The organism is Hanstruepera sp. CR43 (assembly GCF_055227665.1).
The window spans coordinates 2,850,265-2,867,410 of sequence record NZ_CP200078.1; the positions used below are offsets into that span (position 1 = coordinate 2,850,265).

Here is a 17,146-nt window from a genome sequence, read left to right on the forward strand (position 1 = left end):
CAAATTAATTATGACAGAACAGCCTCTTGTATCGGTTTTAATGCCTTCCTATAATAGTGAAAAGTACATTGGAATTGCTATTCAAAGTGTATTGGATTCTACGTATGATAATTTCGAATTAATTATTACGGATGATAATTCTACCGATGACACCTACAAAATAGCCAAATCATTTCAGGAAAAAGATGCCAGAGTCCATGTTTATCTTAACGATAAAAATTATGGAGACTATCCTAATCGTAACAAGGCAGCATCCTATGCCAGAGGTAAGTACTTAAAGTATGTAGATCATGACGACTATATTTATCCCTATGGTTTGGAACAGTTGGTTTTCTACATGGAACAGTTTCCGGAAGCCGGTTATGGACTTTGTACTGTTCCTCCTTTGAGTAAGTTTCCTTTTCCAACTTTATTGTCTGAAGAGGAAGCATATAAGATGGAGTATTTTAAATCAAAAATTTTTATAAGGGGACCTTTGTCGAGCATAATTAAAAAGGATGCCTTTACCTCAATAGGAGGATTTTCTGGCAAGCCTTTTTTAGGTGATTTTGAGATGTGGCATTTATTATCTCAAAAATTTCCAGTTTTGCTAATGCCCCAAGGAATAATATGGTACAGGGTTCATGAAAATCAAGAAAGTAAAAAAGTTTTTGGTAATCCAATTCGCGAGTTTGAATATTTATTGATCGGAGAGAAAATGATTAAAAGTGATGAATGTCCATTGAATAATTTGGATAAAAAAGATGTTATAAACAGATATAGAAAGAGAAAAGTTCGATATTTTTTTTCAACTATGAAGCATCATTCATTAACTAAGGCATTCGAAATTAAAAAAAGAGGTTCAATAACTTTCGGTGATATATTGTATTTTTTTTTAGGTAGTATTTTTAATTAATTATTTAAGACTTTGACGCTCCCAAGAGTTTCCATTATTATTCCTCTATACAATTCAGTAGCATTTTTAAACGATACACTGGATTCTGTTTTAAAACAAACATATCAAAATATTGAGATTATTATTGTGGATGACCATTCTACCGATGGTTCTTTAGAATTGGCAAAAACATTTGAGTCGGACATTGTAAAAGTTTTTAAGAATACCGGAAAAGGAGCCTGTGCGGCTCGCAATTATGGGTTTAAGATGTCTAATGGTGATTACATCCAATTTTTAGATGCCGATGATTTATTGAGTTCTGATAAAATTGAGAAACAAGTCAAATTACTTGATGAATATGAAGAGGGCTCTATTGCTAGTGGTATTTGGGGTAGATTCCGCAATGACAGAAACGATGTGATATGGAGTAGTCAAAAAGTAAATAAGGATTTTAAACCTGCCCATTTGTGGTTATTGGAATCATGGAAAGGTGGTGGTATGGGGCAAACAGCCATATGGTTGACACCAAGAACGCTAATTGAAAAAGCTGGTGATTGGAATAAGGTATTAAAGATCAATCAGGACGGTGAGTTTTTTTCAAGGGTTTTAATGCATGGAAAACAAGTCATTTGCTGTGAGGAAGCAAAGGTGTATTATCGATCCGGAAACTCAAATAGTGTTTCTCAAAATCAAAAATTTAGTAGAGAGAAAGCTGAATCTCTGTTATTGAGTTATCAATTGTATTTAGAACATGCAAAAGATTTTAATTTTGCTACAGATTTAAAACCTGGGATTGCTCAAAACTTTTTGGAATTCATATATCAGTTTTATGGTGAATTTAGCGATTTGGTTGCAACAGCAGAGGAGGCATTCTACGATTTAGGATATCAAAAAATGTGGCCAGTTGGCGGTCTAAAGTTCAAAAAGTTAGCTTCAATACTTGGCTTTAAGTCAACATTGAAGTTGAGGAAGTTTTTAAGCTAATCAAATGTCAGTAAAGAAAATTAATTTTATATCAAATTTGGATCTTAAGACCACCAGTGGTGGATGGAGTGGAATCAATTGGAATATACATAATCAATTAACTAGAAATCTAGAAATTAATTATGTTGGGCCAATCGATCCATCTGTGAGTTTTATTGATAAATTAATTTCGAAAGCAAAGCGGACTTTAGGTTTTAGATCTCGGTTCTCTTTTTTTTCAGATAACAGACTCAATACCATTAAAGATCAGGTGGAACTTCAAAAAGAAGACAGTGATTATGATTTCTACTTTGGACAAACACCTTGGATAACTTGTGAAAGTAAGGTCCCTTTCGGGGTATACATGGATGCTGATTTTAAGACATACCTGAATATATTTTCAACTCCTGATAAATTCACTCAAAAAGACATTGAACGTATTTCAAAAAAAGAAGAGCAATGGTTGCAAAAAGCCAGACATATTTTTGTGGGGAGTGAATGGGCATGGCAGGAAATGCTAAAATCGTATCATCTTAAAGATGAACAAAAAGTAGTTGTTCATACGGGTGGAAATATAGAATTACCTCAAAAAGACAACTATGACGGTGGCTTAAATTTGGTATTCATAAGTCTCAATTTTGAAAAGAAAGGCGGCTTTATTTGTGTTGATGCTTTTTCTAAAGTAAAAGAAAAGTTCCCTGAAATAACCTTAAGCATCATTGGTGAAAAACCACCGAATCATATTTTAGATATTGAAGGTGTGGTTTATGAAGGGTTTTTAAGAAAAACCAATGAGTCAGAATTGAACAGATTTAAGGATATTTTATCGAAAGCATTTTTGTTGATTCACCCAACTAAAATGGACACCATGGGTGCTGTTTTAATTGAAGCAGGATATTTTGGTTGTCCAAGTATAGCGCCAAAAAGTTTTGGAATTCCAGAATTGGTGTTGGATAATGAGACTGGATATGTTATTGATTTGCCCTTTGACTATAATAGTTTTGCAGAAAAAATGGAATTGTTGATTCAAAATAAAAACATGTATTTAACCATGCGAAAAATGGCATGGAATTATACCAGAACTGAATTGACTTGGGAACGAATTGGAAAGAAAATCTATAATGCAATTACGGAATGAAAATCTTAATTGTTGAGGGAGAGGCATCCAATAAATCAGGAGGTGCGGAATTATCGATGTTTTCATATATCAAGCACCTCAATACTTTAGGTCATGAAGTATTTTTAGTTTATGAAAAGGCAGGTGACTGGTTAAATGACGAAGAAAATCAAAAATTATTTCAGGCCTCGGAAAAAATTCAAATCGACTCATTTACAGCTGTTGGTATAAAGTCTTTTATAAAAAATTTAAAAGCTTATATAAATTTTGCTAAAGCACATAATATAAATTTGATTTTTACGCATACCATTCATGGTTTCTTTTTTTTAAGATTAGCCAATTTGTTTTTAAATCTGAATATGGCGGTTTATTTTAAATGGATATTTACAAAACCAAGCATTGGATTTTTAAACAAATGGGGAATTCGAGGATTTGGAAAAGTGGCATTTTTACCTGCCGTAAAAAATTATTGGCTTAACAATGGAATCAATCCTAAAGCCCATCAAGCAACCTTTAATGATGGATTGAAAATTATTCAGAATCAAACATTTAATGTCAATCCAGTTAATGACATCAAAAACCTGGCTTATTTTGGTCGTATAACCAAAAGTAAAGGTGTTCATTTAATAATTGAAGCATTGGCGAATTTTAAGGATTTGCAACTGGATATTTATGGCAGACTTGATGATGGTAACTATACAAAAGAGTTGGAATCATTGATCATTAAGTTACGCTTAGACAATAGGATTAAGTTACTAGGATTTACTCCTGATCCAACAGGTAAATTGATAAATTATGATTTGGTAGTTGTTCCAAGTATCGGTTATGAGGCACAAGGGCGCGTACTTTTTGAAGCCATGTTTACCAAAACTTTGGTCATCGCCACTGATAATGGTGGCATGCCTGAAATATTGGGCGATTTTAGTGATCAGTTAATTTTTGATGCTAATGCTGTTAGCTTAAGTAATAAGCTGCAAGAAATACAATCTTTAAAACAAGAAGAAATAGTTGAAATAAAGAATTATTTAAACCAACGATTTACTAATTATTATTCTGAAGAAACCACTCATAGAAAATTGGATCAGTTACTGTTTGCTTAACCTTTTCGATTGGTTAGACGTTTGTTAATGAATCATGAATTTATAGAAATAATAAAACATTGAAGCTTTTAATTTTACATTTTAGACCAAAGCATTTGTATCCACCTTTACTGAATATTTTAGATTATTTTCAGGAAAATGATGTGAATTATCTTTTGGTTACTAGCAAGAAGTTACGTAAAACCGATACGAGTCCATTAGGTAAGTTTTTAAGTATTGTTGATTATTTTCTATTTACTATAAAAGCGCTTTATGCACTGTTTTTTAAAGCAGATAAAGTCATGTATTTTGAGTCTATTAGTGTTCTGCCTGTGGTTATCTATAAAAAAATATTCCGATCTTCTAAAAAAATGATGGTGGTACATTACCATGAGTATTTTTCCCAAGAGGACTATCAAAGGCAATCTTTTTTTGAGCGGACTGGAAGAAAATATGAGATTCCCATTTTACAAGAGGCCCAGTGGATTTCCCATACCAATCAAGATCGCTTGGAGTTGTTTAAAAAAGAATTTCCTAATATAGACACTAGTAAATGCCATATTATGCCAAATTATCCATCTAGGAAATGGCAAGTGGCAAGTTCTTTTAGTGATCATGATTATACCGATGCCACCAAACCAATTAGGTTAGTGTACATTGGAGCCTTATCATTCACTGCATTATATTTAGATGAGGTATTCGAGTATTTTGGAGGTGATAAGCGATTTTCATTGGATTTTTACTCGAGATGCGATGATCAAAAAATTATTGATAGGTTTGCTACCTATGACAATTTTAATTTCAAAGGAAGTATCGATTACAATCATATCATTGACTTAAAAGGGAAATACGACGTTGGACTTGTTTTGTATACAGGAAAATCACTCAATTACAAGTTCAATGCGCCCAATAAGATATTTGAATATTTAGCTTTAGATTTGGACGTCTGGTGTTCAGATAAGTTACTGACTGCTCACAATTATGTTATTACCAAAACCTATCCTAAAATGTTACTGGTTGACTATGAAAACTTGGAATCTTTTAATGTTTTAGAAGCTATTTCCCGAAAAGGAAAAAATTATAAAAGCAGTCCGTATATTTGTGAAGAGGTTTATGCTTCACTTTTAAAAAAAATTAATGAGAATACTAATTCCTAATTATAATTTAGAGGATAGTTTTGTTGACAATGTTTCCTACACTTTAAGGGCAATGGGACATGATGTCATTACTATGGGACAAGTTTCTGTGGCCAAATCTTACTCTAAAGTGATTAGAGTACTGGATGAGTTAAAGCAAAAGGCTTTTCCGCAGTTGTCTGACCAAGAAAAATTCATCTTAAATACCATCCAGTCAGCTTCAGTGGATATTTTGTTGTCACTTACGCAATCTCTTGATGAGGAAGTGCTTTATGAGTGTAGAAAAAAAGGAATCATTACCATTTCTTGGTGGGGCGATCCTCCAGCCAACATGAAAAAAAGGGGTTTGTTGTCCGATTTTTGGGATTTTATTTATATCAAGGATGCTTATGCAGCTCGTAAACTAAAGAGTGTTGGTTTGCCAGCAGAAATGTTGGTTGAAGCTATGAATCCAGCTTGGCATAAACCAACACATCAACAAAGTAATAATGATTTGATTATTGCAGGTTCGTTTTATGATTACAGGCAATATATTACCAAAAAGTTATTAGACCACGATGTGCAATTGGGGCTTTATGGTCCACCATTACCACGTTGGGCATATCCTGAAATTAAAAAAGTGCATCGTAATAAATACATTACTAAAGCCGAAAAAGCTGAAGTGTTTGGCAGCGGACTCGGTGTGCTAAACTCAACGGCCATGCATGAGTTTGATTCTGTAAATTGTCGTGCTTTTGAAATAGCTGGTTGTGGCGGATTGCATATATTGGAAAATAGAAAATCTATAGAACCTTACTTTACTCCTGGAAAGGAAGTATTGGTTTACAATGATTTTAATGAATTATTGGAAATTATTGAAAGAGCGAAAAACTACCCTCAAGAAATGAAGGACGTAAGAGAAGCTGCGTGTAAACGAGCTCATGCGGAACATACCTATGAAAATCGATTAACCTACATACTATCAAAACTGTAACTTATGTTTATACCAATATCCCAACCCTCAATTACCCAAAAAGAAATTGATTATGTCAATGATGCTGTAACCTCTACTTGGATATCAAGTTTAGGTAAGTATATTGATCGCTTTGAAGCAGAATTCGCAGATTTTTGCGATACTCGTTATGCCATTTGTGTGAGTAATGGTACTGTTGCCATTCAATTGGCATTAACAGCCAATGGTATTGGTGAAGGCGATGAGGTAATCATGCCTAACTTGTCTTTTATAGCAACAGCCAATGCCGTATTACATTGTGGTGCAACTCCAGTTTTTGCGGATATAGACAGTAGTAACCTTTGTATAGACCCTAAAGGAATTGAAAAATTAATTACTTCCAAAACTAAAGCCATCATGCCAGTACATCTGTATGGACATCCTGCTGAAATGGATGCCATTGTTAAAATAGCAAATAAACATGGGTTATGGGTTATTGAAGATGCTGCAGAAGCACATGGAGCAACAGTCAAAGGTAAAAGAGTGGGTTCATGGGGAAATTGCGCAACATTTAGTTTTTATGGAAATAAAAATCTGACTACTGGAGAAGGAGGTATGATAACCACAGATGATGAGGATTTCTATAATCGTTGCCGTTATTTAAGAGATCATGCCATGAGTAAGGAAAAAAGGTATTGGCATACTGCGCCTGGATTTAATTTTAGAATGACCAATATTCAGGCCGCAATTGGTTGTGCCCAATTGGAACGAATTGAAGCGTTTATGGCAAAAAGACAACGTATTTTTGATTGGTATAGAAAATATTTGGGTGAAATAGATGGTGTTAATCTCAATAACACGAGTGAATGGGCAACAAATGCTTATTGGTTAATATGTCTTGAAAATAAAAAATGGAGTATTGAAGATAGAGATGCATTTATGGTTGAATTAAAGAAGAGAGGAGTGGATTCAAGACCCTTTTTTTATCCTATGTCCCAAATGCCATATATCAATGAAAAAGTCGATACTCCTGTCACGGATAGAATTTATACACAAGGAATTAATCTCCCAACATATTTTGATTTAGAAGAGGATCAGGTGCAATTTATATGTAAAGTTTTAAAACAGTTATTAAATGTTTAGGTTGCTAAAACAGTTATTGGAATCATTTTTACGTAACATTGGCGGCGGATTGGGTAAAAAATTGAGGTATTGGTATTATAAAGCCCAGTTTAAATCATGTGGCAAAAACATCATTATTGAAGAAGGCGTTTTTTTTGAGAATGCTAAGCATATCAGTTTAGGGGACAATGTATGGATTGACAAAAATGTCATTTTAATAGCTGGTGAGTTCAAACCGAATGGAAGAAAGTACCATTGTAAAGGTGATGAGTTGGTTAATCCTGGCGATTTGATTATTTCCAATAATGTCCATGTAGCACCTTTTGTTTTAATTCAAGCACATGGCGGTGTGAAAATAGGTGAAGATGTTACTATTGCATGTGGCTCAAAAATTTATAGCTTGTCTCACCATTACAAAAATCTTAATGATCAAACCGATATAAAGCGTTACGCATTTTCAACTATGGCAAAAAAAGAAGATCAGTTCTTAATTGTTGGAAATGTAATTGTTGGAGATAAAGCAGCTGTAGGTATAAATGCAGTGTTGTTACCAGGATCAAAAATACCTTATGGTACTTGGATAGGTGTTTCAGGTGTAGTCAAGGACAATGAGGTTTTGGAAGAGAATTCAATATTTTTATCAAATAATTAATGGGTAATTTGAAGATATTATACTTAACACCAGGATGCTTTGATAAAGGAGGAATTAGTCGCTATAATCGCTATCAAATTTCCGCTTTAAAAGAAATTATTGGACAAGAAAACATCAAGGCTTTCTCTTTGCTGTCTCCTCAAGAAGGTGATTTTGAAGAAGGGTTTGATATAGCATGGCATGCTTGGGGCAATACCATATCAAGTAAGTTGTTTTTTATTTTCAAAGTTTTGAGAACTGTCAATTTATGGAAGCCGGATGTTATATGGTTGGGACATGTTAATTTAACCGAGATTTTAGTTCGTTTTAATCTTTTTAAAAAAGCCAAGAGTGTTCTAAATGTATATGGATTGGAAGTATGGAGTGGATTGCGACCAAAAGTTGAAATAGGGTTTAAAAAAGTGGATCATGTAATTTCCGATTGCCATTTTACGGCAAAATATATTGAAGAAGTGGGGTTTAGAAAATCGAATTCTACAGAGGTTATTTGGGATTGTGTAGATTTAGATAAGTTTTCGCCAATTTCAGAACATAAACAAGATGATTTTTATAAAAATTACCATTTACCAAACCCTGAAGATAATCCTTGGATTCTTACTCTAGGGCGTTTGTCGTTTACTGCTGCGCATAAAGGATATGAACGCTTAATAGAAGTGTTTTCAAATATTGTCCAAATGGATGATAACTCCGTTTTGGTATTTGCTGGCAAGGGTGATATGGTTGATTATTTAAGAGATTTATCCGAAAAATTCAATGTTTCGCACCGCGTTTTCTTTTCGGGTATGGTTCATGAAAGTGATTTACCAAAGTTTTACAGAGCAGCCAGAGTTTTTTCTTTAGTTTCCGATAGGGGCAAGGGAAGAGGTGAAGGGATTCCGTTGACACCTCTTGAAGCCATGGCCTGTGGTGCTCCAATTATTGTAGGAAACCAAGATGGATCACAGGAAGCTATTGTAGATAGTCAAAATGGTTATTGCATTGACTCATTGGATATAGTAGCACATACAGATGCTATTTTGGAGATTTTGAATTCAAATGAAAAGTATGAAGCTCTATCTCAAAAAGCTATTGAAATAGCCCAAACCTATTTTTCGTATGATGGCTTTAGGGGAAAGCACCAAGCTTTTATAGACACACTTATATAGTTTTATGGTATCAATTGTATTAATAGGTAGTTTTATTTTCCTTTTTTATCAGTTGATATCAAAAATTGGTAAATCTTTTCCGCTGTTTGAGCTAGTAGGAGTTCTTTACCTACTGCAATATGGCATTGCACCCATGATAGAATACCAAATGAATCCTTATAATGTTATGGCCTTGCCAGAAGATAAGTATTTGTGGCTATCAACCATGTCATGTTATGCATTTATTTTAGGATTGCTAACCATAAAAGTAAAATTTGACTTTTCAACTTTTAAGATTTCTCCACTAGAAGCATCGAAATTGGGTCGAGTATTATTGATTATTGGTATTGGTAGTCAATTAGCCATGCTTTTGCTTCCTGCTGGGTTACGGTCAATCATGAATTTTTTCATCTTGTTTAGGGTTATTGGAGTTTATGCTTTGATTTACTCCAATAATAAAACGGATAAATATCTTATTGTCATTATTTACTTTTGGATTGCCCTGAATGCTATTATTGATGCTTTACTTGTTGAGTTTATTGTTTTTAGTGTTTTCTTTTTTATGTTCTATGCACTGAAACATAAAATTTCAAAAAAGGTCAAGTATACTGCTATTATATTGAGTTTTGCTTTTCTAACGGTCTATCAGGGTGTAAAACAAGAATACCGTGAATATGCCTGGGGAACAAGTTTGTCTTCTACAGAGAAGCTTGCTGTGTTAACAAATTTAATTACCATCGAATCGTTTACGGAATTATTTAAGTCAAACCCCAATGAAAATGAGTCTTTAATGGCTACAATTAGTCGATTAAACCAAGGATGGCAAACCAGTATGGTCTATGCTCGTGTACCTAGTAGAGTTGATTTTGAAAAAGGTAACGATTTGGCAAATGATATTTTTTCATCGCTATTGCCTAGGTTTTTATGGCCGCAAAAACGAACAGTAAATGATCCGGAACGGTTTGAGTACTACACAGGCTACAGGCTTAATGGAATCACATCAATGTCAATAGGCGTGTTGGGTGATTATTATGTTAATTTTGGATTTGAAGGTTCTTTGGTCGCATTGTATCTTTTTGGTTTGTTTTTAGGTCTGTTGACACGTTGGTATTATAGAAGATTTTTTTCAAGGAATCCCATTAATCTAATTTGGCTGCCTTTTATTTTCAGTTATTTAATACGTCCTGGAAACGAGTTTTATATGGTTTTCAATCATATCATTAAGGCATTGATAGTTTTTTACTTTATCAGAAAGTTCCTGTATCCATATATTGAAAAGTTATTGTCCAAAGAGTATTCACAAATTGAAGCGTAAAAAAATATTAATAACAATTGATTGGTTTTTGCCAGGTACCTTGTCAGGAGGACCAGTACGCTCCTATGCTAATTTGATTGCTCATCTAAACAAGAATTTTGAATTTTACATTATTACAAGAAATACGGATTATGGATCTGATAAGCCTTATGAGAATGTAGTTGCCAATAATTGGATTCCTTTCAACCATTATACTAAAATATACTATGTTTCAAAAACTAATCTCACTAAAAGCCATCTAAAAAATATTATTGCTCAAATCGATTTTGATATGGTTTATATTAATGGGATATATAGTTGGTATTTTTCAATATTGCCTGTCATCTTATTAAAAAAAACAAAAAAACCCATTATCGTATCCGCAAGAGGGATGCTAAACCCACAAGCCTTTTCAATAAAAGGTCTCAAAAAGAAAGTGTTCTTATATTGTGCAAAAACCTTTGGTCTATATAATCATGTTAATTTTCATGCAACTAATTTAGATGAAGCCAATCACATCAAACGTATTTTAGGGGATCAAATACAGGTGAAAGTTGCACCTAATTTACCTCGAAAAGGTCATTTGGAAAAATTAATTCCAAAGGATAAAAACAAACCCGTTCGTTTTGTAAATGTGGCCAGAATAGCAGTCGAGAAAGGAACGTTAACGATGTTAAAGGCTTTGGGACAAATTAAGGAATCACTGGAGTTAGATTTGTATGGTCCAATTTATGACAAAGACTATTGGAATAAATGCCAAACGATTATTGATCAATTACCGAAGAATATTTCAGTGAATTATCAAGGCATATTAAATAGCGAATCTGTCCCCGAAATAATAAAAGATTATGATTTTTTTGTTTTGCTTTCCGAAGGCGAAAATTTTGGTCATGCCATTTTGGAAGCCTTATCTGTTGGTTTACCTGTTTTAATATCGAATAAAACGCCTTGGCAAGATTTGGAAACCAATCATTTGGGATGGGATGTTAATATCGAAAATCAAGAAGCTATAGTTTTTGCTTTTGAAAAGGCATTACAAATGACTGATGAGGTTTACAGAAGATGGGCAAGAGCAGCTTTTGATTTTGCAAAGAAATTTATTGAAAACCCAGAAGTAATAGAAAAAAATAAAGCCCTATTTTTGGATATTGAAAAACAGTAAACTTTTTTCATTTGAAAACAGATTTATCCCTTTACGATAATAGCTGGTACAAGCCAGGTTCTAAGTTCAAAAGATTGCTATGGTATGCTGTTAGTATGCTGTTTTTTCAAGGATCTTGGTTTGTATGGTCTGGTTTTAAAGTGTTCTTGCTTAAATGCTTTGGTTCAAGGATTGGTCAAGGTGTGGTTATTAAACCTAAAGTAACCATAAAATACCCGTGGAAATTACATGTTGGAAATCAATGTTGGATTGGAGAAGGTGTTTGGATTGATAATTTGGACCAAGTAACCTTGGAGAATCATGTTTGCCTTTCTCAAGGAGCTTTATTGCTGTGTGGAAACCACGATTATAAATCACAAACTTTTGACCTTATTATTAAACCAATTCATATTGAATCTGGAGCTTGGATTGGAGCTAAAAGTGTCGTAGGACCTGGAGTAGCTGTTGGAAATCACGCTGTTTTGGCTTTAGGCTCTATAGCCAGTAATAACCTAGAGCCTTATGGTATATACCGAGGAAATCCCGCTGTTTTCATAAAAAAAAGAACTATCGTTTAATGTCATTAAAAGTTTCCCTCATAACGGCAACCTACAACAGCGCCAGGACTTTAGAGATGTGTATGGATTCAGTTTTGAATCAGAGCTACGAAAACATTGAATATATCGTTGTTGATGGTGTTTCTACGGATGATACAATTGAACTATTGAAACTTAAAGCTGCATCCCATAAAAACATCAGATGGTTTTCAGAAAGTGACAAAGGAATCTATGATGCCTTAAATAAAGGCATTTCAAAAGCAACTGGGGATGTTGTCGGATTTGTGCATTCGGACGATTTTTTAAATGATAAAAATACTATAGATTCAATTGTCGAACGTTTTTTGAATACTGGTGCTGATGGCGTTTATGGTGATTTACATTATGTGTCAAAGGATAATGTTCAGAAAGTAATTAGAAATTGGCAAAGTAGGTCATTCAAGAAGAAGCTTTTAAAGCAAGGCTGGATGCCACCTCATCCAACATTATATCTGAAAAAAGAAATTTATGACACTTATGGCGGTTTCAATTTGAACTTCAAAATAGCTGCTGATTATGATTTTATTCTACGTGTTTTTAAGCAGCCGCAACTTAAATTTTCCTATTTGCCAGAAACCATTGTAAAAATGCGAGTTGGTGGGGCTAGCAATCGAAGTTTGAAAAATATCATGCAAAAAACAAAAGAAGATTATAAAGCTGTAAGAATTAATAAGACTGGAAATTGGACAACAATTATTTTAAAAAATCTCACAAAAGTTAGGCAATTTATTACATAAATCTGATTTGCTATCATTATAATAATGACCTTTAATGTAATAGAGATATCAACTATTTTTCGCATCTTTGAATCCCAATCGCAATTAATCAATAATGGTAAGAGAACTACTTGAAAATTTTAATCCGCAAGATCATGTTGGATGGTTGATTATAATAACTGCTATTATTTCTTTAGTTGTTTCGATTACAAGTTATCCTGCCATTATAAATGTTGCGAAAGCAAAAAATCTCATGGATCATTCAGATGAGAGAAGCAGTCATACTGGAAAAGTACCTAATTTAGGTGGAATAGGTATGTATTTAAGCATTATGATCTCAATAACCTTAACTGGGGCTTTATTAGATACAAAAAGCCTCTTATTGATTTTGGGAAGTATAACCCTCTTGTTTTTTTTAGGTCTAAAGGATGACATACTGATATTATCACCTCGTAAGAAGTTTTTTGGTCAATTTGTTGTAGCACTATTGTTAATAATATTTACAGACTCTAGAATATCTGGTCTTTCTGGTTTTTTTGATGTGACCATTATGCCTTATTGGCTGTCTATTTTATTTACACTTTTTGTCTATATCCTAATTGTCAATGCCTTCAATTTGATTGATGGTGTAGACGGTTTGGCTGGTTCCCTGGCTCTTTTGGCTACTATTTCGTTTGGGATTTTGTTTTACCAATATGACGAAATTAGTATGGTTGTTTTGGCAGCTGCAGTTTGTGGAGCTATAATACCTTTTTTATACCTGAATTTTTCTAAACATAACAAAATGTTTATGGGTGACACGGGTTCCATGATTCTGGGATTTATTATTGCCGTCATGACTGTTCGGTTTATTGATAATTCCGAAGCTTCACCTACAAGCTTATACCGTAATAGTTCGCCTGTTATTGCTTTAGCAATCTTATTTTTTCCATTGCTAGATACTATCCGAATATTTTTTATTCGCTTAATGATTCATAAAAAAAGCCCATTTGAAGCGGATAGAAACCATTTGCATCATAGGTTTTTAAGTAAGGGTTTCTCTCATGTAAAAACAACTGCTTTAATTGTTGCAATAAATGTTATTTTAATAGTGTTTGCATTCTTTTTTAAGCATTGTGATATTCACATTCAATTGATTATTTTATTACTGCTCGGAACCATTTTTTACTCACTGTATTTTATATATGATTGGTTTATGGGTTCAAAGAAGGAAAGACAACAACTTAATTAATTAGCAGTTTTATTTTATTCTTTGCTAATAGTTATAATGCACTTATATTTGTGTAATACCATAAACAACTTATAATGTTAAATAGAATATGTTTTCTGGCAGCTTTTTGTATGATTTTTTCTTGTGCATCAAAAAAGGAGATACTGTACTTACAAGATGTAGATGAAAATGCCAATAAAGACATACTTTACTCTAATGCCAAAATACAGCCAAATGATGTTCTTAGAATTAACATTAGTGCCTTAAATCCAGAATCAGCGATTCCATATAACGTAACACCTCGGAACTCAAATGCAGGGAGTGTTCAGCTTTTACAATTAGATGGTTATTTGGTTTCTGAAGATTTAACTATTAATTTCCCGATATTGGGAGTTTTGTCTGTTGAAAATAAAACAACTCAAGAATTTGCAGCCTATTTAAAGGATTTGTTAGAGAGCAATAATCATCTAAAAAATCCAGCTGTTGATGTGCGTCTGGTAAACGCAAAAGTTACCATTTTGGGTGAAGTAAATTCTCCTGGAACCTATAATTTTACAGAACAAAATATCACATTATTACAGGCTTTAGGTTATGCAGGCGATTTAACAATTAATGGAAAGCGAGAAGATATACTGGTCATGCGAGAAGAAGATGGAGTTCGCCAAATTACACATATTGATTTAACCACTTCAGAGTGGTTAAATGGACCATATAATTTTGTTAAGCCTAATGATGTGATTGTTGTGAATCCAAATAATCCCAAGGTTAAAAGTTCAGGGTTTGTCGGTAATGTCGGAACCTTAATATCTGTTATATCTATTGTGTTTTCCACTATAGTCATAATTACTAACGTAAAATGAGTAATATCAATCAATCTATTAATAAAGGACATAATGATCAGGGAGATTTTATAAAATCTCAAATTTCAAAATATTTAAGATACTGGTATTGGTTTGCGTTAAGTTTAATAATTGCGTTATCTGCTGCTTATTTAAATTTAAGATATACCCCGAAAATATTCTCGACGAGTGCCAAAATTAAAATACTCAATAAAAATAAAGGGTTGGAATTGCCATCTTCAGCATTTGTTTTTAATCGAAACAATATCAATTTGGAGAATGAAATTGAGATCATTAAATCATACAGAATTATTGAAAAGGTTGTTGATACGCTGGATTTAACGATGCGCTATTTTGAAGAGGGGAATGTATTAACGACTGAAGTAAATCAATTACCATTTAATATTCTTAAAACTGTCAGTAATGATAGTATCTATTCAACTAGTTCCTATTGGATTGAGGTTACAGAACAAGGATTTGAAGTGACTTTGCCAAATGCAGAAGTTATAAAATTTCCTGATTTTGATACTACTAAAAAAGCACATAATTTACCTTTTGAATTAAGTTTAGATAATCATTCGAAAGTCGCAGAATTAATCGATAAAATTTATTTAGTAAGATTTTCTCCAATACACTCCGTAACAAAAGGTTTGAAAAACGCTGTTAAGATAAATATGCTGGGTCAAAACAGTGATTTATTACAATTGAGTTTTTCCAGTCAAAGTAGGGCAAGAAATGAACGAATTTTAAATACTTTGATTGAAGTCTTTAATGACGATGGTGTAAATGATAGAAAAGATGTATCAAGACGCACCATTAAATTTATTGATGAACGCTTTGAAATTCTTGCTGAACAATTGGATTCTATTGAAATTGATATTAAAGATTATAAACAGAAGAATGACCTGATAACTTTAGAATCAGACGCGGAGTTGGGAATGACGCAACGTACCTTGTCTGAACAAGAACTATTTGATTTAGAGAATCAAATAATACTATCTGGATTGTTAAAAGAGTCAATGGAAACCTCCAATTCTACTTACGATCTCTTACCAACAAATATTGGCTTAAGTAATAATAGTATAAATGGCTTGGTAGATAATTTTAACACCCTTGTATTTCAGCGAGAGAATTTAATTACCAGTGCAGGAGAAAATAATCCAAGTGTCGTAGCAATAAATGAGAAACTTCAAGATCTTAAATCAAATATTAGTACATCCATTGATTCATATGTGAAGCAATTAGAGGCTACCAAGGCTCAAATGATTCGCAAGAACAAAAAATATACAGCGAAGGTGTATAGTTTACCTGAAAAGGAAAAAAAGATGACTGATATTACGAGACAGAGAGAAATAAAACAAAGCTTATATCTCTTTTTACTTCAAAAAAGAGAAGAAGCAGGTATAAATCTGGCGATAACGGAGCCTTCAATTAAAGTTGTTGAATATGCCATTTCGAATGGTAATCCTATTTCACCAAATTCGCGAAGTACTTATGTAACAGCATTGGTATTAGGTTTGTTAATACCATTTGCTATTATCTATATCTATTTTCTTCTAGATACAAAAATAAAAAGTCGTCAAGACATCATGCACATTAATAATAAAATCCCAATTGTTGGCGAATTGCCAAAAGTTGCTGATGAGCATTTAGTCTTTAACAACCCAGAGGATCGTTCGCCTGGTGCGGAAGCTTTCAGAATTTTAAGCTCTAACGTAAATTATATCTTACCAGTACATGAAGGTGAAACGGGTAAAGTGATTTTTTGTACCTCGTCAATAAAAGGAGAAGGAAAAACTTACACGAGTATAAATTTATCTTTGGCATTATCAAGTATTAACAAAAAGGTGTTGCTAATTGGGGCCGATTTAAGAAATCCGCAAATACATTTTTATATTAATCAGGATAAAGATAAATTAGGTTTATCAAGCTACTTACACGATGATAACTATTCTTGGAAGGATATCATCATCAATGGGTTCCCAAAACATCCAAATCATGATATTATATTATCAGGCAGTATTCCACCGAATCCTGCAAATTTGCTGACTAATGGTCGTTTTAAAAAGCTCATTGAAGAAGCTAAAAAAGAATATGATTACATTATTGCTGATACATCGCCAACAATATTGGTGACAGACACCATGCTTATTTCGCAATTAGCTGATGCTACAATATACCTTGTTAGAGCGAATTTTACTGAAAAAAAGTTGTTGGATTTTTCGAAAGAATTATTGGAATCAGGGAAACTCAAGAATGTCGCCTATGTTCTTAATGGTATTGACATTAAGAAGTCTCATGGATACGGCTATAATTATGGATACGGCTATGGTTACGGTGGATTGAGTTAGT

General features: G+C 33.2%; 16 protein-coding genes. All 16 read left to right on the forward strand.

Annotated elements, in window-relative coordinates; genetic code table 11:
* Nucleotides 1–10: 10 nt before the first annotated feature.
* A complete protein-coding gene (locus tag ACKXGU_RS13045; protein WP_463465720.1) occupies nucleotides 11–895 on the forward strand; it encodes a glycosyltransferase family 2 protein in 885 nt (294 codons plus the stop codon).
* Between the two features lie 12 nt (nucleotides 896–907).
* Nucleotides 908–1,858 (forward strand): glycosyltransferase family 2 protein, encoded by a 951-nt coding sequence (locus tag ACKXGU_RS13050; RefSeq protein WP_463465721.1) that lies wholly within the window; start codon nucleotides 908–910, stop codon nucleotides 1,856–1,858.
* 4 nt (nucleotides 1,859–1,862) lie between these two features.
* Entirely contained in the window at nucleotides 1,863–2,975 is a 1,113-nt protein-coding gene (locus ACKXGU_RS13055; RefSeq protein WP_463465722.1) for a glycosyltransferase family 4 protein, read from the forward strand.
* The gene (locus ACKXGU_RS13060) at nucleotides 2,972–4,054 is read left to right on the forward strand and encodes a glycosyltransferase (protein ID WP_463465723.1); all 1,083 of its coding nucleotides are present in this window, start codon (nucleotides 2,972–2,974) and stop codon (nucleotides 4,052–4,054) included. Before ACKXGU_RS13055 ends, ACKXGU_RS13060 begins: the two co-directional genes overlap by 4 nt.
* 59 nt (nucleotides 4,055–4,113) lie before the next feature.
* Nucleotides 4,114–5,190, forward strand: a complete 1,077-nt coding sequence (locus ACKXGU_RS13065) for a glycosyltransferase family protein (RefSeq protein ID WP_463465724.1) — start codon at nucleotides 4,114–4,116, stop codon at nucleotides 5,188–5,190.
* On the forward strand, nucleotides 5,171–6,142 hold the full coding sequence (locus tag ACKXGU_RS13070) for a CgeB family protein (RefSeq protein ID WP_463465725.1): 972 nt from the start codon (nucleotides 5,171–5,173) through the stop codon (nucleotides 6,140–6,142). Before ACKXGU_RS13065 ends, ACKXGU_RS13070 begins: the two co-directional genes overlap by 20 nt.
* A gap of 3 nt (nucleotides 6,143–6,145) precedes the next feature.
* A complete protein-coding gene (locus ACKXGU_RS13075) occupies nucleotides 6,146–7,243 on the forward strand; it encodes a DegT/DnrJ/EryC1/StrS family aminotransferase (protein WP_463465726.1) in 1,098 nt (365 codons plus the stop codon).
* Nucleotides 7,236–7,874, forward strand: coding sequence for an acyltransferase (locus ACKXGU_RS13080; protein WP_463465727.1), 639 nt, complete (start codon nucleotides 7,236–7,238; stop codon nucleotides 7,872–7,874). The genes ACKXGU_RS13075 and ACKXGU_RS13080 overlap by 8 nt, the downstream gene beginning before the upstream one ends.
* Complete coding sequence (locus tag ACKXGU_RS13085; protein ID WP_463465728.1) at nucleotides 7,874–9,019, forward strand: glycosyltransferase family 4 protein; 1,146 nt, start codon at nucleotides 7,874–7,876, stop codon at nucleotides 9,017–9,019. The genes ACKXGU_RS13080 and ACKXGU_RS13085 overlap by 1 nt, the downstream gene beginning before the upstream one ends.
* A 4-nt stretch (nucleotides 9,020–9,023) precedes the next feature.
* Nucleotides 9,024–10,313, forward strand: coding sequence for a hypothetical protein (locus ACKXGU_RS13090; protein ID WP_463465729.1), 1,290 nt, complete (start codon nucleotides 9,024–9,026; stop codon nucleotides 10,311–10,313).
* The gene (locus tag ACKXGU_RS13095) at nucleotides 10,303–11,454 is read left to right on the forward strand and encodes a glycosyltransferase (RefSeq protein WP_463465730.1); all 1,152 of its coding nucleotides are present in this window, start codon (nucleotides 10,303–10,305) and stop codon (nucleotides 11,452–11,454) included. Before ACKXGU_RS13090 ends, ACKXGU_RS13095 begins: the two co-directional genes overlap by 11 nt.
* A gap of 11 nt (nucleotides 11,455–11,465) precedes the next feature.
* A complete protein-coding gene (locus ACKXGU_RS13100; protein ID WP_463465731.1) occupies nucleotides 11,466–12,011 on the forward strand; it encodes a WcaF family extracellular polysaccharide biosynthesis acetyltransferase in 546 nt (181 codons plus the stop codon).
* Complete coding sequence (locus tag ACKXGU_RS13105) at nucleotides 12,011–12,766, forward strand: glycosyltransferase family 2 protein (RefSeq protein WP_463465732.1); 756 nt, start codon at nucleotides 12,011–12,013, stop codon at nucleotides 12,764–12,766. The genes ACKXGU_RS13100 and ACKXGU_RS13105 overlap by 1 nt, the downstream gene beginning before the upstream one ends.
* 94 nt (nucleotides 12,767–12,860) lie before the next feature.
* Entirely contained in the window at nucleotides 12,861–13,976 is a 1,116-nt protein-coding gene (locus ACKXGU_RS13110; RefSeq protein ID WP_463465733.1) for a glycosyltransferase family 4 protein, read from the forward strand.
* A gap of 74 nt (nucleotides 13,977–14,050) precedes the next feature.
* The gene (locus ACKXGU_RS13115; protein WP_463465734.1) at nucleotides 14,051–14,815 is read left to right on the forward strand and encodes a polysaccharide biosynthesis/export family protein; all 765 of its coding nucleotides are present in this window, start codon (nucleotides 14,051–14,053) and stop codon (nucleotides 14,813–14,815) included.
* The gene (locus tag ACKXGU_RS13120) at nucleotides 14,812–17,145 is read left to right on the forward strand and encodes a GumC family protein (RefSeq protein WP_463465735.1); all 2,334 of its coding nucleotides are present in this window, start codon (nucleotides 14,812–14,814) and stop codon (nucleotides 17,143–17,145) included. The genes ACKXGU_RS13115 and ACKXGU_RS13120 overlap by 4 nt, the downstream gene beginning before the upstream one ends.
* Nucleotide 17,146: the final 1 nt, after the last annotated feature.

Bases quoted from the DNA above. Each gene is read 5' to 3' on its own strand.
- ACKXGU_RS13045 (WP_463465720.1), top strand. From the start codon at position 11: ATGACAGAACAGCCTCTTGTATCGGTTTTAATGCCTTCCTATAATAGT.
- ACKXGU_RS13055 (WP_463465722.1), top strand. From the start codon at position 1,863: ATGTCAGTAAAGAAAATTAATTTTATATCAAATTTGGATCTTAAGACC.
- ACKXGU_RS13060 (WP_463465723.1), top strand. From the start codon at position 2,972: ATGAAAATCTTAATTGTTGAGGGAGAGGCATCCAATAAATCAGGAGGT.
- ACKXGU_RS13070 (WP_463465725.1), top strand. From the start codon at position 5,171: ATGAGAATACTAATTCCTAATTATAATTTAGAGGATAGTTTTGTTGAC.
- ACKXGU_RS13075 (WP_463465726.1), top strand. From the start codon at position 6,146: ATGTTTATACCAATATCCCAACCCTCAATTACCCAAAAAGAAATTGAT.
- ACKXGU_RS13080 (WP_463465727.1), top strand. From the start codon at position 7,236: ATGTTTAGGTTGCTAAAACAGTTATTGGAATCATTTTTACGTAACATT.
- ACKXGU_RS13085 (WP_463465728.1), top strand. From the start codon at position 7,874: ATGGGTAATTTGAAGATATTATACTTAACACCAGGATGCTTTGATAAA.
- ACKXGU_RS13090 (WP_463465729.1), top strand. From the start codon at position 9,024: ATGGTATCAATTGTATTAATAGGTAGTTTTATTTTCCTTTTTTATCAG.
- ACKXGU_RS13105 (WP_463465732.1), top strand. From the start codon at position 12,011: ATGTCATTAAAAGTTTCCCTCATAACGGCAACCTACAACAGCGCCAGG.
- ACKXGU_RS13110 (WP_463465733.1), top strand. From the start codon at position 12,861: ATGGTAAGAGAACTACTTGAAAATTTTAATCCGCAAGATCATGTTGGA.
- ACKXGU_RS13115 (WP_463465734.1), top strand. From the start codon at position 14,051: ATGTTAAATAGAATATGTTTTCTGGCAGCTTTTTGTATGATTTTTTCT.
- ACKXGU_RS13120 (WP_463465735.1), top strand. From the start codon at position 14,812: ATGAGTAATATCAATCAATCTATTAATAAAGGACATAATGATCAGGGA.